20 protein-coding genes, 1 other RNA gene and 1 other annotated feature are annotated in these 23281 nt (G+C 39.1%); of the genes, 17 read left to right on the top strand and 4 right to left on the bottom strand.

Annotated features, from left to right (window positions below):
• Positions 1-4 precede the first annotated feature (4 nt).
• Positions 5-1144, top strand: a complete 1140-nt coding sequence (tgt, locus tag AC4G3K_RS03880) for a tRNA guanosine(34) transglycosylase Tgt (RefSeq protein ID WP_491075971.1) — start codon at positions 5-7, stop codon at positions 1142-1144.
• A 36-nt stretch (positions 1145-1180) separates the two neighbouring features.
• Positions 1181-1462: a preprotein translocase subunit YajC gene (gene yajC, locus AC4G3K_RS03875; protein ID WP_491075970.1), complete on the top strand. Its 282-nt coding sequence runs from the start codon at positions 1181-1183 to the stop codon at positions 1460-1462.
• Between the two features lie 41 nt (positions 1463-1503).
• Here the strand turns inward: yajC and AC4G3K_RS03870 are convergent, their stop codons facing one another.
• Positions 1504-1899 carry a TIGR04086 family membrane protein gene (locus tag AC4G3K_RS03870; protein WP_491075969.1) on the bottom strand — a complete coding sequence of 132 codons (396 nt, stop codon included), beginning with the start codon at positions 1897-1899 and terminating at the stop codon, positions 1504-1506.
• A 151-nt stretch (positions 1900-2050) separates the two neighbouring features.
• Between AC4G3K_RS03870 and AC4G3K_RS03865 the strand changes: the two genes are divergently transcribed.
• A complete protein-coding gene (locus tag AC4G3K_RS03865; RefSeq protein WP_491075968.1) occupies positions 2051-2695 on the top strand; it encodes a DUF421 domain-containing protein in 645 nt (214 codons plus the stop codon).
• Positions 2696-2710: 15 nt separating this feature from the next.
• Here the strand turns inward: AC4G3K_RS03865 and spoVB are convergent, their stop codons facing one another.
• On the bottom strand, positions 2711-4276 hold the full coding sequence (spoVB, locus tag AC4G3K_RS03860) for a stage V sporulation protein B (RefSeq protein ID WP_491075967.1): 1566 nt from the start codon (positions 4274-4276) through the stop codon (positions 2711-2713).
• Positions 4277-4404: 128 nt separating this feature from the next.
• Here spoVB and AC4G3K_RS03855 point away from each other — a divergent pair, with 128 nt between their 5' ends.
• The 7 genes from AC4G3K_RS03855 (at position 4405) to dtd (ending at position 13603) form a co-directional block, all read left to right on the top strand.
• Positions 4405-4719, top strand: coding sequence for a post-transcriptional regulator (locus AC4G3K_RS03855; RefSeq protein ID WP_491075966.1), 315 nt, complete (start codon positions 4405-4407; stop codon positions 4717-4719).
• A 236-nt stretch (positions 4720-4955) separates the two neighbouring features.
• Positions 4956-7223: a protein translocase subunit SecDF gene (secDF, locus tag AC4G3K_RS03850; protein WP_491132521.1), complete on the top strand. Its 2268-nt coding sequence runs from the start codon at positions 4956-4958 to the stop codon at positions 7221-7223.
• A gap of 283 nt (positions 7224-7506) precedes the next feature.
• Positions 7507-7794: a LapA family protein gene (locus AC4G3K_RS03845; protein ID WP_491132520.1), complete on the top strand. Its 288-nt coding sequence runs from the start codon at positions 7507-7509 to the stop codon at positions 7792-7794.
• A 70-nt stretch (positions 7795-7864) separates the two neighbouring features.
• Complete coding sequence (recJ, locus tag AC4G3K_RS03840; protein WP_491132519.1) at positions 7865-10231, top strand: single-stranded-DNA-specific exonuclease RecJ; 2367 nt, start codon at positions 7865-7867, stop codon at positions 10229-10231.
• On the top strand, positions 10222-10734 hold the full coding sequence (locus AC4G3K_RS03835) for an adenine phosphoribosyltransferase (protein ID WP_491075962.1): 513 nt from the start codon (positions 10222-10224) through the stop codon (positions 10732-10734). Before recJ ends, AC4G3K_RS03835 begins: the two co-directional genes overlap by 10 nt.
• Positions 10735-10952: 218 nt before the next feature.
• Positions 10953-13148 (top strand): RelA/SpoT family protein, encoded by a 2196-nt coding sequence (locus tag AC4G3K_RS03830; protein ID WP_491075961.1) that lies wholly within the window; start codon positions 10953-10955, stop codon positions 13146-13148.
• Positions 13149-13159: 11 nt separating this feature from the next.
• The gene (gene dtd / locus AC4G3K_RS03825) at positions 13160-13603 is read left to right on the top strand and encodes a D-aminoacyl-tRNA deacylase (RefSeq protein WP_491075960.1); all 444 of its coding nucleotides are present in this window, start codon (positions 13160-13162) and stop codon (positions 13601-13603) included.
• A 90-nt stretch (positions 13604-13693) separates the two neighbouring features.
• On the opposite strand, the gene AC4G3K_RS03820 is transcribed toward dtd, so the two are convergent.
• Positions 13694-14950 carry an N-acetylmuramoyl-L-alanine amidase family protein gene (locus AC4G3K_RS03820; RefSeq protein ID WP_491132518.1) on the bottom strand — a complete coding sequence of 419 codons (1257 nt, stop codon included), beginning with the start codon at positions 14948-14950 and terminating at the stop codon, positions 13694-13696.
• A 134-nt stretch (positions 14951-15084) separates the two neighbouring features.
• Between AC4G3K_RS03820 and AC4G3K_RS03815 the strand changes: the two genes are divergently transcribed.
• The 5 genes from AC4G3K_RS03815 (at position 15085) to AC4G3K_RS03795 (ending at position 20044) form a co-directional block, all read left to right on the top strand.
• Positions 15085-15261 (top strand): hypothetical protein, encoded by a 177-nt coding sequence (locus AC4G3K_RS03815; RefSeq protein ID WP_491132517.1) that lies wholly within the window; start codon positions 15085-15087, stop codon positions 15259-15261.
• A 55-nt stretch (positions 15262-15316) separates the two neighbouring features.
• Positions 15317-15550: a binding site (T-box leader), on the top strand.
• 99 nt (positions 15551-15649) lie between these two features.
• Positions 15650-16924, top strand: coding sequence for a histidine--tRNA ligase (gene hisS, locus AC4G3K_RS03810; protein ID WP_491075957.1), 1275 nt, complete (start codon positions 15650-15652; stop codon positions 16922-16924).
• Positions 16925-16939: 15 nt separating this feature from the next.
• Positions 16940-18718 (top strand): aspartate--tRNA ligase, encoded by a 1779-nt coding sequence (gene aspS / locus AC4G3K_RS03805; RefSeq protein ID WP_491132516.1) that lies wholly within the window; start codon positions 16940-16942, stop codon positions 18716-18718.
• Between the two features lie 38 nt (positions 18719-18756).
• Positions 18757-18942: non-coding RNA, 6S RNA (ssrS, locus tag AC4G3K_RS03800), on the top strand.
• Positions 18943-19282: 340 nt separating this feature from the next.
• Positions 19283-20044 (top strand): tRNA threonylcarbamoyladenosine dehydratase, encoded by a 762-nt coding sequence (locus AC4G3K_RS03795; RefSeq protein WP_491132515.1) that lies wholly within the window; start codon positions 19283-19285, stop codon positions 20042-20044.
• Between the two features lie 83 nt (positions 20045-20127).
• On the opposite strand, the gene AC4G3K_RS03790 is transcribed toward AC4G3K_RS03795, so the two are convergent.
• Positions 20128-21414: a replication-associated recombination protein A gene (locus tag AC4G3K_RS03790; protein WP_491132514.1), complete on the bottom strand. Its 1287-nt coding sequence runs from the start codon at positions 21412-21414 to the stop codon at positions 20128-20130.
• A gap of 264 nt (positions 21415-21678) precedes the next feature.
• Here AC4G3K_RS03790 and cymR point away from each other — a divergent pair, with 264 nt between their 5' ends.
• Both cymR and AC4G3K_RS03780 read left to right on the top strand, forming a co-directional pair.
• Positions 21679-22101, top strand: coding sequence for a cysteine metabolism transcriptional regulator CymR (cymR, locus tag AC4G3K_RS03785; RefSeq protein WP_491075953.1), 423 nt, complete (start codon positions 21679-21681; stop codon positions 22099-22101).
• Positions 22102-22138: 37 nt separating this feature from the next.
• Positions 22139-23281, top strand: a complete 1143-nt coding sequence (locus AC4G3K_RS03780) for a cysteine desulfurase family protein (RefSeq protein ID WP_491132513.1) — start codon at positions 22139-22141, stop codon at positions 23279-23281.

Genomic DNA, 23281 nt, shown 5'->3' with positions numbered 1-23281 from the left:
AAGATTGACAGCAATCCGTTATGAATTAATTAAAACATGTAAACAAACAGGAGCCCGTTTGGGACGAGTCCATACACCGCATGGAACTTTTGAAACACCCGCTTTTATGCCTGTAGGAACTTTGGCTACAGTTAAAACGATGTCACCGGAAGAATTAAAGCAAATGGGTGCCAATATTATTTTGGGTAATACGTATCACCTATGGTTGCGCCCTGGTACAGAAGTGATTAAAGCTGCCGGTGGATTGCACAAATTTATGAACTGGGATCGTGCGATTTTAACTGATTCCGGCGGTTTCCAAGTATTCAGTCTGAGTCAATTCAGAAAAATTGAAGAAGAAGGCGTACATTTCCGTAACCATTTAAACGGCGATAAATTATTTTTATCTCCTGAAAAGGCGATGGAAATCCAAAATATTTTAGGATCTGACATTATGATGGCATTTGACGAATGTCCTCCATATCCAGCTTCACACGAATATATGAAGAAATCGGTTGAGAGAACCTCCAGATGGGCAGAACGCTGCCTAAAGGCACACGAAAGACCAAATGATCAAGGTTTATTTGGTATTGTACAAGGGGGAGAATATGAAGATCTCCGCCGCCAAAGTGCCAAAGATTTAGTATCCTTGGATTTCCCGGGATATGCAATTGGCGGATTGAGTGTAGGTGAACCGAAGGATGTAATGAACCGTGCTCTTGAATTCACGACTCCATTATTACCGGCTGATAAACCACGTTATTTAATGGGTGTAGGTTCTCCGGACTCCTTAATAGATGGAGCAATGCGTGGGATTGATATGTTTGACTGCGTATTGCCAACGAGAATTGCCCGCAATGGCACATTGATGACATCTGAAGGAAGATTAGTGGTTAAGAATGCCAAATATTCTTTGGATTTTGGTCCATTGGATCCGAATTGTGACTGCCATGTTTGTAAAACATATTCAAGAGCGTATATTCGCCACCTTATCAGATGTGACGAAACATTCGGAATTCGCTTAACCTCTTATCATAATCTATATTTTCTGCTAAACTTAATGGAGCAAGTTCGACAAGCTATCAGAGAAGATCGGCTTGGAGACTTTAGGGAAGAATTTTTTGAGAATTACGGGTTTAATAAACCAAACGCAAAAAACTTCTAACCGTTCCTATAAAGCGTCGAAAGGAGTGAAAATAAAATGGTACTATCACAATTTTTGTTACCAATCTTATTGTTGGTGTTTTTCTACTTTGTATTAATTCGTCCTCAACAAAAGAGACAAAAAGCTACTGATCAAATGCAAGCTGCCTTGCAAAGAGGCGATAAAGTCGTGACGATTGGCGGTCTTCATGGAACTGTAGATTCAATTAATGACGGCACTGTTATCATTAAGAGCCCAGATGGTTCTCGTCTAACATTTGAGAGAAGATCTATTTCCCAATTGGTTGAGAAAAAAGAGAGTCCAGTGGTAGAAAATTAATATGTAAAAAAGAGAACCTAGCCATAAGGCTAGGTTTTTTCTTAATCTCTTGAAGACCCTCCACTCATATTTACACCTAATACACCGCCCATCATTGCTGTAATAATAAAACAGCCATTATAGATAAGCTGCCTGGATGTAAAAACGCTCTCAAGGCCTAGGTATTGATAGAGGAAAACAATTAAGGTATAGATAAGGCCTGTACCGCCTCCGAGCAGCCATCCTTGCTTTTTTCCTTTTCCGCCGGATATAAAACCTCCAATAAACAAAGTTAAAAAAGAAAGAGCCATGATGATGTACGTTAATGAAGATTCGGAAATACTGGTGAATCTGAGCAGTAATGAAAATAATAAGCTAAACGAAGCAGCCATAATAAAGATAGTTACAACCCCATACATGATGGCTGAACCCATGTTTTTCGTTCCGATTAGAATCAACCCCTTTTAAGTCTATTCAAGTCTTTATACATAATTTATTCTGAGCAATTTTTTTTAGAATGATTTTTTGTACAACCCGTTAATTAAATGACTATTTTTTGCATTTTAACTGCACACTAATTGGAGCATGTGATTAAAGGGGAGAGAAAGGATGCTCGGTTTACTTGAAATTATGGGTCGTACGGGCCTTATATACTTGATTATCTTGTTGGTTTTTCGAATTATGGGAAAACGGGAAATAGGGGAACTTAGTCTGCTTGATTTAATTGTTTTTATGATGATGGCAGATATAGCTGTTATAGCAATTGAAAATCAAGACGATAGTATGTGGAAATCGATTTTACCAATAGCGACCTTATCTATCATTCAAATTACGTTTGCCTTTATATCACTTAAATGGCCATTCTTCCGTAAATTGCTTGATGGAAAACCATCTATCATTATTCATAAAGGTAGAATTGATAAAAATGCAATGAGAAAGCTGCGTTATAATTTTGATGATTTGCTTATGCAATTACGTGACGAGCAAGTAGAGAAAATGAGTGATGTTGAATACGCGATCTTTGAGCCTTCAGGGAAATTGTCGATCTACAAGAAGGAAACAAACAAAAAGCATGGGAAGCCAGGTCTCGTCTTTCCACTTATTCAAGATGGAATAATCCAGAAGCAAAATCTAAAAGAGATTGGAAAATCAGAAAGCTGGCTCACGCAAGAGTTGGCGAAAAAAGGATATTCAAATATAAAACAGATCTTCTTTTGCAGTATAGAAGACGGTGAATTATTCATTATTAAATAGGATTAATCTGGATTATTATGGGAATAAAGCTAATTTAGATAAAAGAGGACCAATCTTAGGGACTCTTCTGATTTCCTTTTTTCGTATTAAGCCTGTTAATAAACAGCCTATAGCAAAGACAGTTACAATAACAGCGGCAGAAAGAATTAAACGTTGGATTAATGGGACTCCGACTGACCACTGTTCAAAGAGCATATGTCCAATTAATCCAGAAATGGACATGACGACGAGAGCCATAATGTATTCGTGCAAGTAAATCGTTAAGTGGACTTTCTTCATAACGGTAGCAAAATGTAAAAGTGTAACCAAAACTGTAGATACACAAATGGCGATAGCAGCTCCCATAATCCCAATATTCGGCTGGGTTACGAGCGTTATAATAAGGATGATTTTTATGACTGATCCAATTAGACTGTTAAACATCGCCGCTCTGGCCATATTTAGGGCCTGCAAAGTAGCCTGTAAGGGGCCCTGGAAGAAGAAGAGTAAAAAAAAGGGTGCCATAAATTTTACATATATACTGGCATGGCTATTATGATACATGACCTGCATGACTGGTTCAGCCAATACATACAGAGTAACGAGGGCAAGAGAACCGCTTAAAAAGGCAAATCGCAGTGACTGCTGCAATCGGTGAATCACTTGTTTGATATTGCCTTTATAATAGGCTTCACTGACAGCAGGAACTAATGAGGTTCCAAGCGAATGGGTGATAAAGGAAGGGAGCATGAGCAATGGTACAGCATATCCTGCCAGTTCACCATATTGTGCAGTTGCCATGCCTGTCGCAACCCCCGCTGCCAAAAGACTTCTTGCCACAACAATCGGTTCGATAAACCACGTAACTGACCCAATCATTCTGCTCCCTGTAGTAGGAATAGCGATTGATAAAAGCTCCTTTAGTGTATCTTTACCAGATGAAACATAGCTGAAAAACTGTTTTCTAAGCTTAAATTTCTTTTTGAATTTAAACATCAACATTAAATAGAGCAAAGAGGCAATTTCTCCAATGACTGAAGCAATCATGGCACCTGCAGCTGCATATTCAATTCCATAGGGTAAAAAGGCTTTCGTCATTGCTGCAATCATCGAAATACGTACAACTTGTTCAATAATATTTGAGATAGCATACGGCTTCATATTTTGTTTCCCTTGAAAGTATCCGCGCAAGACCGCTGAAACAGCCGTAATTGGAACGATTGGTGCGATTGCCAATAACGGCAGTAAAGTACGGGAGTCTGTAAAGACATGTGTTGATAGATAGGGAGCAAGCATAAATAACAGAGGAGTGAAAATAAGCGATAGGCCTCCTGTTACGCATAAGGAAACAACCAGTATTTTCTTCGTTTTTTGATGATCCCCCTTTGATGATGCCTCTGCCACAAATTTTGAGATGGCAATTGGCATCCCAAGCTGTACCACAGCAATAACTAAATATAATGATGGCAAGGCCATCATATATAGACCAACACCCTCTTCACCAATAAAGCGGGCAATCACGATTCGATTTATAAATCCTAAAATCTTTGTAATGAATCCTGCAATCAATAAGATTACAGTCCCCCTAATAAACTTGGACATTCAATTCCTCCCTCCTTCTCAAACGAGCAGCAATCATATACAATTATTTATATGCATGCAAATGGACTAACCATGACAAGCTTCACACAATAAAGTGTGAAATCCATGAAATTGAAGGTTGGAGGACGATGAAATTGGACAAACAGCATCCGTACGAGAAATTTCGTTCAGAAATGATACTCGCTTTAGAAAGTAAACAGGAAGAATTTCAGTTGTTAGGTTATCCAGAAGTTGAAGTAAACGATATTTGGATGTATTTGACGAAGAAAAAGTGGAAGAAACCAAATCTTGAAATACGGTCACATGAAGTTTTTCAGGATATTATGAGTATTAAAGTGGCAGATTTTATGAACTATGTAACCATGGAGGCATTACGAGAAGGAGAGGCTATGAAGAAAAATATGGCTTCCGGTCTGGGAGAATTCAGAGATTTATTTTCCTGATTTTTCAATAAGATAAAGTGATATCTACCCAAACCGTAATTACCAATCTTTGTCGAATCAAATTGACACTTTGTATTCTATCTTTCATAATAAGAACGGTAAAATTAAATTTTAAAGATTGAAACAACTGGAATAAAACTTAGGAACCGAATATATCGGAAAATTATGTTTTATTAAAGTAGCGTCCTTCCATGCTGCTTCAATCGGGAAATTTTGATTAGGAGGCTATTTACATAATGGTTAAAAGAAGTAGAATCCTGGCTTTCTTCCTTATTGTAATCGTATTAGGAGTTACCCTTGGTGGAACAACGTCTAATATAATGCATAATATTAAGCTGGGCCTTGATTTACAAGGCGGGTTTGAAGTTCTTTATAAAGTTGAGCCGGCTAAAGATGGACAGAAAATTGATGAAAAAGCAATGGCGGCTACTGCCAGTGCATTGGACCGAAGAATCAATGTTCTCGGTGTCAGTGAGCCGAGTATTCAAGTTGAAAGCGGAAATAGGATTCGAGTACAGCTTGCAGGTGTAGATGATCAAGAGAAGGCAAGGGAACTTCTTTCAACGCAAGCTAATTTAACTTTTCGTGATGTGAACGATAAAGTGAAAATGGATGGCGGGGATCTAAAAGAAGGAGGAGCGAGCCAATCCTTTGATAGTCAAACAAATCAGCCTATTGTACAGGTCCAATTAAAAGATGCAGATAAATTTGGACAGGTTACAAGTGAAGTATTAGCCATGGCTCCAGAGAATCAGTTAGCTATTTGGCTGGATTTTGAAGAAGGAAAAGACTCCTATAAAGAAGAGATAACAAAAGAAGATCCTAAATTTATTTCTGCACCAAATGTGAATCAAGTGATTAATTCAGATACAGCCGTCATCTCAGGTGACTTCACTGTAGAAGAGGCTAAAGACCTCGCTGAAATTTTAAATGCTGGTGCCCTGCCGGTTAAACTAGATGAAATCTATTCAACATCGGTCGGTGCTAAATTCGGTGAAGAAGCATTAAATAAAACGGTTTTAGCCGGAATTGTTGGGATCTTGGCAATCTTTATTTTTATGGTTGCTTATTACCGTTTCCCAGGCGCGATTGCGGTTGTATCATTATCTGCCTATATTTATTTAGTCATTCTCATATTTGATTGGATGAATGCAGTTCTTACATTGCCAGGTATAGCTGCCCTCATACTAGGGGTAGGGATGGCAGTTGATGCAAATATTATTACCAATGAACGGATCCGGGATGAAATTCGTAAGGGACGGTCCATTAAGGCAGCCTATAAAGAGGGGAATAAGCACTCTTTAGCCACAATCACGGATGCTAATATTACAACCTTACTTGCAGCGGCTGTTTTGTTCTTTTTCGGAATAAGCTCAGTCAAAGGTTTTGCGACCAGTTTGATTGTCAGCATATTAGTCAGTTTTATAACGGCTGTGTATGGGACAAGATTAATTATGGGCTTATGGGTGAACAGTAACTTCCTTAACAACCGGCCAGGCTGGTTCGGGGTTAAGAAAAGCGAAATCCATAACCTAAATGAATTTAAAAAGGATAAATACTTACCTACCAAATTTGATAAATGGGATTTCATTAAGCCTGCTAAGAAATTTTTTATCTTTTCAATTCTGTTAACCTTGATTGGAATTGGATCCTTATTTATAAATGGATTAAATACAGGTATCGATTTTTCCAGCGGATCCCGAATTCAAATCAATGCTGATAAAGAACTAACAGTAGAGGAAATCCAAAAAGATCTTACTGAAAACAAAATTGAATCACAAGATATCGTTATGGCAGGCGTGGATAATAAATCGGCTGTCGTGCGGACAAAAGATGTCTTTTCAAAAGATGAAATAGCTGATTTAAACAAATACTTTGATACCAAGTATGGACATAATCCAAATATCAGTACGGTATCCCCGACTATTGGTAAGGAGTTAGCCAAAAATGCGATGATTGCCGTAGCAATTGCTTCAATTGGTATTGTTATTTATGCAACGCTCCGCTTTGAATGGAGAATGGCACTTCCTTCTATATTGGCGCTTTTGCATGATGCGTTTATGATTATAACGGTATTTAGTATTTTTAGAATTGAAGTGGACTTAACATTTATAGCTGCTGTATTAACTATTATTGGATACTCGATTAATGATACAATCGTTACGTTTGATCGTATTAGAGAAAATATGCAAATGAAAAAACGTATTAAGACTCAGGAAGAAATTAATGAGATTATTAATATCAGTGTTCGTCAAACAATGGTCAGATCTATCAATACAGTATTAACCGTATTAATTACCGTGTTGGCGATGATGTTCCTTGGAAGCGAATCAATCTTTAATTTTAACTTTGCTCTACTAATCGGTTTGGTAACAGGTATGTATTCTTCTATTTTGCTTGCAGCACCTATATATGGCATCTTAAAAGGCAAAGAGCTGAAGAAAAAAGGTGTTATCAAGACATACAAAGAAAAACGTGTTAACACAGATGAACCGCAAGTATAATGTAATCCAACAAAACAAATCCCCATTCCACACTTTTGGAATGGGGTAGTTTTTTATAAGGATTGTCAACGGAAGTAATAGTGTCTTTCTATTCTTTCTTGATGAACATATGCTGGAATTTAAATCAGTATGTAAGAAATGAAATGGGTGAATAATAGACTTGTAATCATTCCCTCCCATTATGTTTCCTCCTTTTGAGATAAGGGAATTAATACAATATACGTTTATTCTTAATCTAAATTGTTATATTCCAACTAAAAGCTTCATGAAAGGAGTACGAAACATGAAAAAACTTCAATGGTACGTAATACTTGGAATCATTTTTGCTATTATTGTGGCTATTTTTGCCGTTGTCAATGTAGATAAAGTAGATGTTAATTATGTTTTTGGAACGGCACATTGGCCTTTGATTTTAGTCATTTTAGGGTCTGTTGCCATGGGTGGTGTTATTGTCGGCTCAGTAATGGCCGTACGGATTGTCACTTTGACTAAACAGTTGAAAGAACTAAAAAAAGAACATCCGAGTTTAAATGAGTCAGCAGAGGATGAATCCTATATTCAGCCGAAATAATAAATATTTGGAATCACTCATTGAACCTTTGTTTGATATTTTTTATAATAGAGAGGTCAGGGGTGACAATATGTTACAGTCAAAAACGCGTTGGCTTTTAAAAAAGGCTGATGAAACGATTATAAATTTATTTATGCAAGAACTTAAACAGCCGCGTATTGTGGCTACTTTATTGGTCAACAGAGGAATAAAGACCGTTGAAGATGCACGGTCTTTTTTGTATGCTGCCCAGCAAGATTTCCACGATCCTTTTTTACTATCCGGGATGGAAGAAGCTGTGAAGCGGATTGTGAAAGCTGTAAAAAATGATGAAAAAATCACTATCTTTGGAGACTATGATGCAGACGGTGTTAGCAGTACAACAATTTTAATGCTTGCTCTTAAACTAATGGGGGCTGAGCGTGTGTCATGGTATATTCCGAATCGATTTACAGAGGGCTATGGTCCAAATGAGCAAGCTTTTCGAACCATTAAAGAACAGGGTACTACTTTGCTTATCACGGTAGACTGCGGTATATCAGCTATTAGTGAAGCACAGATAGCTAAAGAATTGGGAATGGATTATATTGTAACAGATCACCACGAACCAGGTCCGGATTTACCTGAAGCACTGGCGATCCTTCATCCGAAGAAACCTGGTGAAACATATCCATTTTCTGAGTTAGCCGGTGCCGGTGTGGCGATGAAGCTGGCCCATGCTTTATTAGGAGAATTGCCTGAAGAGTTGATTGGGATTGCTGCAATTGGAACCGTGGCTGACTTGGTTCCTCTTCATGATGAAAACAGATTGATTGCTATTAAAGGAATTCAGGCATTAAAAAAATCAACCAGACCAGGTATCATTGCACTTTGCCAAAAAGCAGGCATTCAGCGAGAAGCATTTAACGAGGATTCCATCGGATTTGGATTGGCGCCAAGAATAAATGCTGTAGGAAGATTAGAGTCAGCAGATCCAGCCGTACAGCTTTTACTTACAGAAAATCAGACAGAAGCCAATTTAATTGCAGATGAAATAGACTTGCTGAATAAAGAGCGGCAATCGATTGTAAAAGAAATGACACAGGAAGCTATTGAGGAAGTGGAGAAACATTATCCACCTGAAATCAATCCGGTTCTGATTATCGCCCGGGAAGGGTGGAATACTGGAGTTGTAGGAATTGTAGCCAGTAAGCTTGTGGAAAAGTATTACCGGCCAACGATTGTCTTAAGTATTGATCGTGAAAAGGGAACAGCAAAGGGTTCGGCACGTAGTATTAGAGGATTTGATCTTTTTCAGAACTTATCTTTGAACAGAGAACTGCTTCCTCATTTTGGCGGGCATCCAATGGCTGCTGGGATGACACTGAAAATAGAAGATGTTGAGGAATTAAGGAAACGACTGATTGATCAGGCCAATCAAACACTGACCGAAGATGATTTCCAGCCTGTAACAGAGGTAGATGGATTACTTCCGCTCAATGAAATTTCCTTACCTCTCATCCAACAAATGACCCAGCTTGCTCCATATGGAATGCAAAATCCAAAGCCGAAGATCTTAATTGAGGATGCCATTGTGACATCTTCCCGGAAAATAGGTGCGGATAAGACGCATCTTAAACTTCAAATTGAGCAAAGCGGAATAGGCTTAGACAGCATTGGGTTTGGACTGGGAGAAATTATGGATCACTTGTCTCCTCATGCAAGTGTATCGGTCATTGGTGAACTAGCTATAAATGAATGGAATAATGTGAAGAAGCCTCAATTATTATTACAGGATATCGCTGTTGAGAATTGGCAATTATTTGATTGCAGAAGCGGCAATGGTAGAATTCACGTACAGGCAGTACCGGAGCCACGTAAATTTATCCTCTTCAATGAAGAGAGTAAGCAGTGGCTGCCGGAATATACTAATGAGGATGAAATTGTCTATATACCTTCTTTAGAAGCCGCCAAACAGGAATCGTTAGATGGTTATCATGTCATTTTAGCAGATTTGCCTGCACAAAAAGATATACTAGAAGAACTTTTCATTGGAGAAATGCCAAAAAGGGTGTATATTTACTTTCGGACTACTCAAAATGATTATTTTTCAGCTTTTCCAACAAGAGACCAATTTAAATGGTATTATGCATTGCTGGCTAAAAAGGGACCAATGCAATTTGATGATTTGCGTTCCAGGCTGATGATTCATAAAGGCTGGTCTAAAGAAAACATTGATTTTATGACAAAGGTGTTTTTTGAACTGGAGTTTGTTACAATAAATAACGGACTCATCGATTTGGTAAGAACTAGTATGAAACGGGATCTGCAGGATTCGAAAACCTATCAGGAAAGACAAGCGAGAATGGCACTGGAACAAGAGCTTTTATACGCGCCATTCAATCAGCTATATCAATTCTTCAGCAACCTGATTCGTTCCCGTAAGGAAAACAAGGAGGAAACTGAGCAATGGATTTAAAACAATATATACAGATTGTAGAGGATTGGCCGAAACCGGGGATTAAATTTAAAGATATTACTCCCCTTATGGATAATGGGAAAGCATATAAATATGCGACTGATCAAATTGTAAAGTTTGCTAAGGAAAAAGAAATTGATATTATTGTAGGGCCGGAAGCACGTGGATTCATCATTGGCTGCCCGGTTGCTTATGCAATGGAAGTCGGTTTTGCACCAGTGCGTAAAGAAGGCAAACTGCCAAGAGAAACAATTAAGATTCAGTATGGTTTGGAATACGGCAAAGATGTGTTGGCCATCCATAAAGATGCCATTAAACCAGGTCAGAGAGTTTTAATTACAGATGATTTATTGGCTACAGGCGGTACGATGGAAGCGACTATTAAATTGGTTGAAGAGCTTGGCGGAATTGTGGCTGGATTAGCATTCTTAGTTGAGTTAACGTATCTCGAAGGCAGAAAAAAACTTGCCGGTTATGATATCCTCACATTAATGGAATATTAAGCATATAGTAATGGCGTTCTATTTATTAGAGCGCTTTTTATATTATTCAAGTGCAAATATTAGCGAAATATCAGATTAAATCTCGTTCCTTACTTTACAAGAAAACTTTTTTTGATGATAATAGAAACAATCCTCTTTTTGACGATTAACCTATATGGTTTAACATAGATAATAATTATAAGCAGAAACGTGGAAATACGGAGTAAAAAGGTGATTTCATGGCAAATGAGCAAATTTATACGGCTGAGCAGGTCTTTGATAAAGCAAGAAGGTATATGGATGAAAAAGATGTGGCATTTTTAGAAAAAGCGTATGAATTCGCAAAAGAAGCTCATAAGGAGCAATACCGTAAATCGGGTGAGCCATATATTATTCATCCGATTCAAGTAGCTGCGATCCTGACTGATTTAGAGATGGATACATTTACGGTTGCGAGCGGATTTTTGCATGACGTAGTGGAAGATACTACTATAACACTTGCGGATATTACGGAAACATTTAACGAAGAAGTAGCCCTTTTGGTTGATGGTGTAACGAAACTTGGGAAAATTAAATATAAGTCAAAAGAAGAGCAGCAAGCTGAGAATCATCGGAAAATGTTTATAGCAATGGCTAAGGATATTCGTGTCATTATGATTAAATTGGCAGATAGGCTGCATAATATGCGCACATTGAAGCACCTGCCTGTTGAAAAGCAACGCCGAATTGCTAATGAAACGCTTGAAATATTTGCTCCGCTTGCGCATAGACTTGGGATTTCAACAATTAAATGGGAGCTCGAAGATACAGCCCTTCGCTATTTAAATCCACAGCAATACTATCGAATTGTGAATTTGATGAAAAAGAAGAGGGCGGAACGAGAAGAATATCTATCTGATGTCATTGTCCGAATGAAGGAAAAGCTGAATGAAGTATCTATTCAGGCTGATATACTCGGTCGACCGAAGCATATTTACAGTATCTACCGAAAAATGGCGATTCAAAATAAGCAGTTTGAAGAGATATATGATTTAATGGCCGTGCGTATCATTGTAAATAGTATTAAAGATTGTTATGCAGTTCTTGGTATCATTCATACATGCTGGAAGCCGATGCCTGGCCGTTTCAAAGATTATATAGCCATGCCGAAAGCAAATATGTATCAATCGCTTCATACGACTATAATTGGTCCGAAGGGTGAACCTCTGGAGGTACAAATCCGGACGACAGATATGCACCGAACAGCTGAATTTGGAATTGCAGCCCATTGGGCATATAAAGAAGGCAAAGATTTAACTTCAACCGAACGTATGGATAAAAAATTGGATTGGTTTAGAGAGATTGTTGAATTCCAGGACGCATCTACCAATGCAGAGGAATTTATGGAATCTCTTAAATTGGATCTATTTGCAGATATGGTTTTTGTTTTTTCACCAAAAGGCGATGTGTATGAGCTTCCAAAAGGATCCGTACCGATAGATTTTGCCTACCGTGTTCACTCAGAAATCGGTAATAAAACGATAGGCGCCAAGGTAAATGGAAAAATGGTTACGTTGGACTATGTGCTGAAAACCGGGGATATTATTGAAATCCTTACATCTAAACATTCATATGGTCCAAGTCAGGATTGGTTGAAGCTGGCTATAACTTCACAAGCTCGAAATAAAATCAGACAATTCTTTAAAAAGCAACGCAGAGAAGAAAATATTGAAAAAGGCAAAGAATTGGTTGATAAAGAAGTCAAGGCAATGGATTTTGAGGTAAAAGAAGTGTGCACAACCGAGAACTTACGGAAAGTTGCAGAAAAATTTAATTTTGCCAATGAAGACGATATGTATGCAGCAGTGGGCTATAACGGAATCACAGCAGCCCAAATTGCGACGAGGTTAACGGATAAGCTTCGTAAAAAGAGAGAGAAGGATCAGGAAGTAAGTTTGATTGATGCCGTATCAGAGTTACGGATGATCCCGAAAACGAAGAAGAGAGATTCCGGAGTACGTGTCAAAGGAATTGACAATATGCTAATCAGATTATCGCGCTGCTGTAATCCGGTTCCAGGTGATGAAATCGTCGGGTATATCACTAAAGGACGCGGTGTTTCAGTCCATCGGGCTGACTGTGTCAATGTGTTGGATGAAGAAAGCGTAGAACGCATCATCCCAGTTGAATGGGAAAGTAATCAGAGTGTTCGAAAAGAATATAATGTGGACATCGAAATAAATGGATTTGACCGCAACGGCTTGCTAAATGAAGTGCTTCAGGCAGTGAATGAAACAAAAACGAATATCACGGCTGTTTCAGGACGCACGGACCGAAATAAAAGTGCAACGATTACTATGTCCATTTCCATCTATAATGTAAGCCATTTACAAAGGGTAGTAGATCGTATTAAACAAATTTCCGATATTTATTCTGTAAGACGAATTATGAGTTAGGGGTCAAGAAAATGAAAGTGGTATTGCAACGATCAAAGGCTGCATCAGTGAGTGTTAACGGTGAAACAGTCGGCGAAATTACTTCAGGCTTGGTGTTATTGGTTGGAGTCACACATGAAGATACGGAAGAAGATTGCCGCTATCTTGCTGATAAAATTATTCATCTCCGGATATTTGAAGATGAAAATATGAAGATGAACCATTCATTACTTGATGTGGGCGGCGAAATTTTATCAATTTCACAATTTACTTTGTATGGTGATTGCCGCAAAGGAAGGCGCCCTAACTTTATGGCAGCAGCCAAACCGGATGAAGCGGAAAGATTGTACGAAGTATTTAATGATATGCTAAGAGAAAAAGGGGTGAAAGTTGAGACTGGTAAATTCGGAGCAATGATGGATGTCCAGCTTATCAACGATGGTCCTGTAACGCTTATTCTGGAAAGTAAAAAATGAAATAAAAAGAAATCCATTCTTAAACCAACGCACCTCTTTTGTTAGATGTAAATCTATCAAAGGAGGTGCTTTTTTTGCGTATAAAAGTACTTATTTAGAAAAGTAAGCAGCTAGCCCGTCAACAAGACCGTCCGTAATCGTCTCTTGGTATTGTTCCGTTTGAATATGAGCCTCCTCTGCAGGATTATTGATATACCCTAATTCCAGTAAAATAGTCGGATGCCGATTTTCGCGTAGCACGTGAAGGCTACTCTGCTTAATGCCCTGATTGATTAAAGGAGTGTTATTTTGGAATAAGTACTTTTGGATGGTTGCGGCCAGTTTCTTTTGATAAGCGTAGTAATAATACGTTTTTATGCCACTTTTATTGCCAATATGATTACTATCATAATGAAAACTGATAAAGGCATCAGCTGACTTCATATTGGAGAGGCTGGCCCTGGCGCTCAATGTTACATATCGATCGCTTGAGCGTGTCATGATCACGTTTGCCCCGGCCATTTTTAACTTTTCATATGCCAGTTTTACGGAATAAAGAGTTAGGTTCTTTTCTAGTGTACCGGCCGGTCCGGATGCCCCGCTGTCAGTACCTCCATGCCCAGGATCCAATATAATGGTTTTTCCCTTTAATGAATCCCTTCTTTGGTGAATCAAATCCTGTGCATCCTCTAATTCTGCATACCAAACTGGTATCCATCCTTCTTTTTTAGATGGCAGCTGAATTTTATACATATTATCCTTTTTGTCGAGAATGGCATAAATTTGATCTTTCGTTACTGTACCAATGCGCGGACTATTTGCCTTTCCAGATGTCCGTACATGTAAAGCGGAAGCTGTAATCCGGATATTCTTTGCGGCTTTTTGCGAAAGACTCTGATGAATATATTTACTGTTCACCCAACCCAAATTCCCATCATAGGTAAAAGAGATCCAGCCATTTTGTACCCCGGAGATCTGGATGATTGTGCCGATGGAAAGATTACCAAGTACCTCAAAATCCATACCGGGACCATTGCGAATCCGTAGGCCGTCAGCAGTGACAACGCCAGAATTTGATGAGAGCTCCGCTTCTTCATAGCCTGTTACAAGCCAATTAGCAACCCAGCCCGATTTTTTGCCATTCACTTGAAATTTGATCCAATTGCCATCTGTTTCTACAACATCATAGATGCTGCCTGAATGTATCTCATCGATAATTAGATCATTTATATTCGGACCTGCCCGGACATAAGCGGAATGCTCACTAACCACGATTTTGTCCATTGATGCATGTGCGATAAGGCTGGTGTTTTTCATTGGCAAGACTAAAATTATTATTCCTAAAAAAACGATTACTTGTTTTATCAAAATGGAGATCGCTCCTTTTTTATTCAGATCATTGCAATTGAAAAAGAAAAAATATTTTTTATGAAAGTTACATTAGCCAGTCGGGAATACTGAGTAAGACAATCTGTAGTTAAAAAAATAAGGGGTGTAATAATATGAGATACAGCGAAAAAGGATCCATTACACAAAACGCAAGTAATCAACTATTCGGTGTGGATTTTCATGATTTTTTGATTAAGGAGCAGAATAATTCGATGATGGAGCTTGCTTCGGAATTTGGACTGTCTATCAGAGATGTGAAACAATTAAAAAAGAAACTTGAGCGTTCTTAAGGGTTGACAATAAGGAAGTTACTTCGTAATATTAATTAAATAAAAATACATATATTACATACCAATGATGGTGAAGAGTAATTTAGATCACACATGAACAGAGAAGAAGTATCTTAGGCTGAAAATACTTCTGCATGTGCCTTTATGAACGAACACACCGTAGGTTTCGCCCTGAAAAAACGTAAGTTCTAGTAGGGGATGAACGTTAAACAGGCGTTAACTGTAAAAGTGGGAGCTTATAAAAGTTCCAACTAGGGTGGCACCGCGGGCAACAACTCCCGTCCCTTGCATATGCATGGGACTGGGAGTTGTTTTTATTTTACCTAAAATTACCAAGCCATGCCAATTTGAATTTTTTATAGATTGCAGTTTAAGGAGGAAATTTGATATGGCCGTCCAAATACCAAGGGGTACCCAGGATATCCTTCCTGGTCAATCAGAAAAATGGCAGTATATTGAAGAAGCAGCTAAAGAAATTTGTTCGTTGTATCAGTATCAAGAAATACGCACACCGATTTTCGAAAGCACGGAGTTATTTGAAAAAGGTGTAGGAGATACGACGGATATTGTGCAAAAAGAAATGTATACCTTTACGGATAAGGGCAACCGAAGCTTAACGTTACGTCCGGAAGGTACAGCAGCCGTTGTTCGTTCCTTTGTAGGGAATAAAATGTACGGAAATGCGATCCAGCCGGTTAAGTTATTCTATATTGGACCGATGTTCCGCTACGAACGTCCACAAGCTGGGCGCTTCAGACAATTTGTACAGTTTGGTGTTGAAGCCTTGGGAAGTTCCGATCCGGCGATTGACGCTGAAGTGATTTCTCTAGCGATGAATATATACAAAAAGTTAGGGTTAAAGAATCTAAAGCTTGTCATAAACAGCCTCGGAGATAAAGAAAGCCGTGCTAAACACAGAGAAGCTTTGATTGCACACTTTAAGCCTCGTATTGAAGAGTTCTGCCCGAACTGTAAAAATCGATTGGAACGCAATCCGTTGCGAATCTTGGATTGTAAAGAGGACCGCAATCACGAATTAATGGCGAGTGCACCTTCCATTATTGATTATTTGAATGAAGAGTCTACTCAATATTTTAACAAGGTGAAAGCATACTTGGATGCAATCGGAATTTCATATGTCGTGGACCCGGGCCTGGTTCGGGGGCTTGATTATTATAATCATACAGCTTTCGAAATTATGCTGGACTCTGAAGGATTTGGAGCGATTACAACCCTTTGTGGAGGCGGTCGTTATAACGGGCTTGTACAGGAAGTAGGGGGCCCGGAAACTCCAGGCATTGGATTTGCCCTAAGTATTGAAAGATTATTAGCAGCTCTTGAAGCCGAAAAGATAGAGCTGCCAGTAGAAAAAAGAGTAGATTGTTTTATCGTGTCACTTGGTGATGAAGCGAAGGATTACTCTGTAAAACTGGTAGATGAGTTACGCAGCAATGGGATTTCAGCTGAAAAGGATTATTCCGATCGAAAAGCGAAGGGACAATTTAAGGCGGCTGACCGTGTAAATGCTAAATTTGTGGCTGTCCTCGGAGAAGATGAGCTGAAAGAGAATAAAATATCTTTGAAAAATATGCAAACTGGTGAGCAGCAGCAAGTTGGTCTCGCGGAATTACTAACAGAATTAAAAACTAAACTGGGAAGATAATAGGAGGAATTTACAGTGTACGGAAGAACATATTTTTGCGGGGAAGTACCGGTAACAGCAATCGGAGAAGAAATCACTGTCAAAGGGTGGGTCCAAAAAAGACGTGACCTTGGCGGGTTGATTTTTATCGATTTAAGAGACCGTACAGGGATTGTCCAAGTTGTATTTAACCCAGATTTATCACCTGAAGCCCTAGGTCTCGCTGAAAAAATCAGAAGTGAGTATGTATTGAGCGTACGGGGAAAAGTTGTGGCGCGTGAAGAGGGAACGATAAACAGGAACCTTAAAACGGGCAGTATTGAATTGCAGGCAGAAGAGGTAACAATTATTAACGAATCCAAAACACCTCCATTTGCGATTACGGATAACGAAGAAGTATCTGAGGATCTTCGTTTATCTTACCGTTATTTAGATCTTCGCCGTCCGGTTATGTTTGAAACATTTAAAATGAGACATAAAGCGACAAAAGCAATCCGTGACTTTTTGGATGGAGAAGGGTTCCTTGATATAGAGACACCTATTTTAACAAAGAGTACTCCGGAAGGCGCACGTGATTATTTAGTACCAAGCCGTGTGCATGAGGGCGAATTCTATGCATTGCCACAATCTCCACAAATCTTCAAGCAATTATTGATGGTATCCGGAATTGAACGCTATTATCAAGTTGCACGTTGTTTCCGTGATGAGGATTTGCGTGCAGACCGCCAGCCTGAATTTACGCAAATCGATATTGAAACAAGCTTTATGAGCCAGGAAGATATTCAGGACTTGACTGAACGCATGATGGCAAAAGTTATGAAAGATGTTAAAGGAATTGACCTTCCTTTACCATTACCGAGAATGACGTATGATGAAGCGATGAGCCGTTATGGTTCCGATAAACCAGATACGCGTTTTGCAATGGAATTAATAGATGTGAGCAATGTAGTTAAAGATTCAGGCTTCAAAGTGTTCGCGGGTGCTGTGGAATCAGGCGGACAGGTTAAAGCGTTAAATGTAAAAGGAGCTGCTTCCAATTATTCCAGAAAAGACATTGACGCTTTGGGCGAATTTGCTGCCCGTTATGGAGCAAAAGGCCTTGCCTGGATGAAGATGGAGGAGGAAGGTCTAAAAGGACCAATCGCGAAATTCTTCCAAGATGAAGATGGAAAAGGGTTAATCGAGGTTACTGGCGCTGAAGCTGGAGACTTGCTGCTGTTTGTTGCAGATAAAAAATCTGTTGTAGCAGATGCATTGGGCAGTTTACGAAATAAATTAGGTAAAGAATTAAATCTAATTGATGATAGTAAATTTAATTTCTTATGGGTAACTGACTGGCCATTGCTTGAATATAAAGAAGAGGATGGCAGATACTATGCGGCTCACCATCCATTCACAATGCCTGTTAGAGAAGAAATTCCATTACTTGATGAAAACCCTGGTGAAGTAAAAGCAATTGCCTATGACCTTGTGTTAAATGGATATGAATTGGGCGGAGGAAGCTTACGTATCTTTGAACGTGATATTCAGGAAAAAATGTTTGAGGTTCTTGGATTTACACCTGAAGATGCAAATGCACAATTTGGTTTCTTGATGGAAGCATTTGAGTACGGTACACCTCCACATGGCGGAATTGCGTTAGGATTGGATCGTTTAGTTATGCTGTTATCCGGCCGTACTAACTTGCGTGATACGATTGCATTTCCTAAGACTGCAAGCGCAAGCTGCCTGTTGACTAATGCACCTAGTGAAGTATCAGATAGCCAGCTTAAAGAACTTAGCCTAAAGGTCTCAAAAACAAAATCCGACTTGTAAAAATAATCAGAATTTGATAAAATAAAATTAATCAAATAGACGTCCTGAAGTGTACGTTATGCATCCTTTTTGTTTTGACCAACATTTCATTAACGGGAGTCCGGAGTTTACCAATTGCGCAAATGCCTTTCTCGTGAAGGACTTGCAATACAGAGGAACAGGACGCCCACCTGCCGAGGGCGGGCCAAAGCACCAGGCATCAAACGGCACAAATTGGGACGTCTATACTTATGAAGAATTTACAAAACACGCTGCAGTTGCTGCAGCGTGTTTTTTATATTTTCAAAAACCTTTGACCCAGAGTGCTTATGAAAAATAAATCAATTCATTCCCAGTCGGTAAGTATGGTATTATAAATCGAAAAGATGATACGTTTTCTTAGGAAAAAGCACTAAATATATGGACAGCACCTGACTGGTCAGCAGAAACTGTATCTTACAGTGGTTAAGTGGTTCGTATAAAATACAATTTAAGTGACTAAGTGTGGGAAGCACACAAACGTTTAAGGAAGAAAAAATAGGAAATTACATTAAATAATATAAAGAAATTGGAGTGGAGCTATTCATGTTGCATCAATTCTCACGTAATGAATTGGCGATCGGTAAAGATGGCCTTGAAATATTAAAAAACACGACTGTGGCGATTCTTGGTATAGGCGGTGTAGGTTCTTTTGCCGTAGAAGCTTTGGCACGTTCCGGGGTAGGTACTTTAATATTAGTGGATAAAGACGATATTGATATAACAAACGTGAATAGACAAATTCATGCTCTACTATCTACAGTAGGGGAACAAAAAGTGGATGCCATGAAAAATCGTATCCTTGATATCAATCCTGATTGTGAAGTAATTGCTTTAAAAATGTTTTACACAGAGGAAACGTATGAGGATTTCTTTGCTTATAAACCAGATTATGTGATTGATGCTTCCGATACAATCATTTATAAAATTCATTTGATGAAGGAATGTTTGAAAAGGAATATCCCAATCATCTCAAGTATGGGTGCTGCCAATAAAATGGATCCCACCCGCTTTAAAATTGCCGATATATCCAAAACACATACAGACCCATTGGCCAAGGTCATTCGTACCAAGTTAAAGAAAGAAGGAATTAAAAAAGGGATTCCAGTTGTTTTTTCTGATGAGAGCCCCATCATACCTTTTGATGATGTAACAAAAGTGGTAGGTAATCAGGATGCTGATATACGTAAAGCTAAATTCCCGCCATCTTCCAATGCATTTGTTCCATCGGCTGCAGGGTTGATTGCTGCAAGCTGGGTCGTAAAAGAAGCGCTGAAGGAAGTAAAAATTAAACGTGTTAATGATTAACTAAATATAATTGGCGAGTGATGTGTTTACCAGAGAGACATTTCCTCCGACATAAAAAAAGATTGGCTGAGGCCAATCTTTTTTTATGGCTTATTTTTAAATTGTTCCAACCTTTCATATATGGCAGCTATTCGCTTTTCCTCTCCTGATTCGATAGGTTCATAATATTTTGTTCCCTTTAAGTTATCAGGAAGATAATCTTGTTTGACCCAGCCGCCGAATGTACCGATCGGGTAGTCATGGGGGTATTTATACCCGACATGCCCAAGGTCTTTTGAACCTGAATAATGGGCGTCGCGTAAATGCTTAGGGATATCCCCAACTTTGCCGCTCCGGATATCAGCAATCGCTTGGTCTAAGGCCTTATATGCAGAATTGGATTTGGAGGAAAGACACATTTCCACAACCGCGACCGAAAGTGGGATGCGCGCTTCAGGAAGCCCGAGTCGTTCACTGGCTGTCACAGCTGCCAATACATTATTTCCTACAGAAGAATTAGCGAGTCCGATATCTTCGTAGGCAATGACTAAGAGTCGCCGATTTACTGCAACCAGATCCCCGATTTCAAGAAGATGGGCCAAATAATATAAAGCAGCATGGACATCGCTTCCTCTTATACTCTTTTGCAGGGCCGATAATAGATTATAAAAATTGGACCCTTTTTTATCGCCATAAACCCCTACATTCCCCCCTAAATCGTCAATTACTTGATCCTCAATAATATAGGTATCCTCGTCCCTGGTTGATGAGTAGACAACTGATTCAAGTAATGTCAATGCTTTTCTGGCGTCTCCATTTGAGTTAAAGGCAATTTTCTCGATTTGTTCATCGGTAATTCTGATATCCATCTTACCCAGTCCGTTTTTTTCATCGGATAAGGCTCTCTGGAGCAAGGTAATGGTTTCTTCGACGGATAATCGGGTAAGCTGCTTAATTTGACCGCATCGGCTCCGTATAGCCGGGTTGACGTCATGGAAGGGATTTTCCGTTGTAGCTCCGATTAAAATAATGTCGCCTCTTTCCACATGTGGAAGAAGATAATCCTGTTGTGCTTTATTGAATCGGTGGATTTCATCGAGGAATAGAATAACCTGTCCGGTCAGACGTGTTTCCTCCACAACTGCTTCAACATCTTTTTTGCCGGCAGTGGTCGCATTTAATGCAATAAATGGTATTTTGGTTGTCCCGGCAATCGCATAGGCAATAGATGTTTTTCCAATGCCGGGTTCACCGTATAACAACATGGAAGGGACATGTCCGTTTTTAATCATTTTATATAAACTGGTTTGTTTGCCAATGCAATCTTTTTGACCAATGATTTCATCTAAGTTTTTGGGACGCATACGATATGCGAGTGGTTCAGTGTTCACCTTAATTACCTCCACTTTTTGCTTCCGGATGATTTCATTATATCGATAAACCGTTCGCATTCCTATAATTTCGTTTTTGTAAAAAAAGTAGTGAATTTTATCCTTTCATGAGATTTCCTGTAGTCGCGACTGTTTTTTTTTACTATGATAAAGGGAGAAGGTGAAAAAAATAAAGAATAATTGTGTTGAGCCGTTGAATACAGGCAATGATTTAAGGTATGGTATACTTTTGTAGACTAAATGTAAGGCTGAGGTGCTAAAAACATGAGAATATCGACCAAAGGAAGATATGGACTTACGATAATGATTGATTTAGCTAAGAAACATGGAGAAGGTCCTACTTCCCTAAAATCAATAGCACAATCAAATGATTTGTCCGAGCATTATTTGGAACAATTAGTGACCCCCTTGCGTAATGCAGGACTTGTAAAAAGTGTCAGGGGTGCCTATGGCGGCTATAAATTAACGAAAGATCCACATGAGATTACAGCAGGTGATGTGATCAGAGTCCTTGAAGGTCCGATTACACCGGTTGAAGGTATTGAAGATGAAGAACCTGTTAAACGACAATTGTGGATTAAAATTAGAGATGCTGTGAAGGATGTTTTAGATCATACAACTTTGGAAGATTTGGCATCCTATAAGGAAGAGGACGACTCTACTCAATCATATATGTTCTATATTTAATATAAAGTAATTTTGTTTGGCAAAGGAGGTATAGGCCATGGAACAAATTTATATGGATCATGCAGCGACAACGCCTATGCATCCAGAAGTTATTAATGTGATGGCGGAAGTTATGAAGAATTCTTTCGGAAATCCATCAAGCATCCATCAATTTGGGAGAGAATCGAGAAAGCTGGTTGATGATGCAAGAAAAGTGCTGGCCGACAGTATTGGTGCGCAAATAGATGAAATCATATTCACGAGCGGTGGTACAGAAGCAGATAATGCAGCGATAATTAGCAGTGTACAAGCCATGAAGGATAAAGGAAGGCATATTATCACTTCAGAAATTGAACATCATGCTGTACTCCATACATGTCAGGCGCTTGAGAAAGACGGATACGAGGTTACGTATTTGCCTGTCAATGAAGAAGGTTTAATCACCGTTGATTCTGTTCAAGCGGCTTTACGTGATGATACGATTTTAGTTACAATTATGTTCGGAAATAATGAAGTGGGCTCCATTCAGCCCATTCAGGAAATAGGCCGGATATTAGAGAGTCATCAGGCATTATTCCATACCGATGCTGTACAGGCATATGGAATCCTTCCTATTACGGTTCATGATTTAGCTGTCGATTTCTTAAGCGTATCAGCACATAAAATTAATGGACCCAAAGGGATGGGATTCTTGTATGCGCGTAAAGGCGTTCCTTTTAAACCGTTGTTGCTTGGTGGGGAACAGGAAAGAAAACGCCGGGCTGGTACGGAAAATGTGCCTGGAGCAGTTGGATTTGCAAAGGCAGCAGAGTTGATGTCTCAAACACGTGATGTGAAGGCAGGGCAATACTTAACATTCAAAAAAATAATGATACAGGTATTTGACGAATCAGGCATAGATTATTCCATTAATGGTAAGCTCGATGATTCCTTGCCACATGTTCTGAATATCAGTTTCCCCGGCTCAAATGTCGAAGCATTTCTAGTCAATATGGATTTGGCGGGTGTTGCTGTTTCAAGTGGGTCTGCATGTACAGCCGGTTCGATTGAACCATCACATGTGCTCGTCTCTATGTTTGGCAAAGATTCCGAGCGTACCAGAAATTCGATACGTTTCAGTTTTGGACAAGGAAATACAGAGCAAGAAGTAGAAAAAGCAGCAAAGATTGCTGTGGGTGTTATTAAACGATTAGTGAAGTAA

This window comes from Bacillus sp. z26, assembly GCF_058313635.1.
Note: the sequence above shows the minus strand (reverse complement) of the source record. Positions and strands in the feature narration are given on the sequence as shown.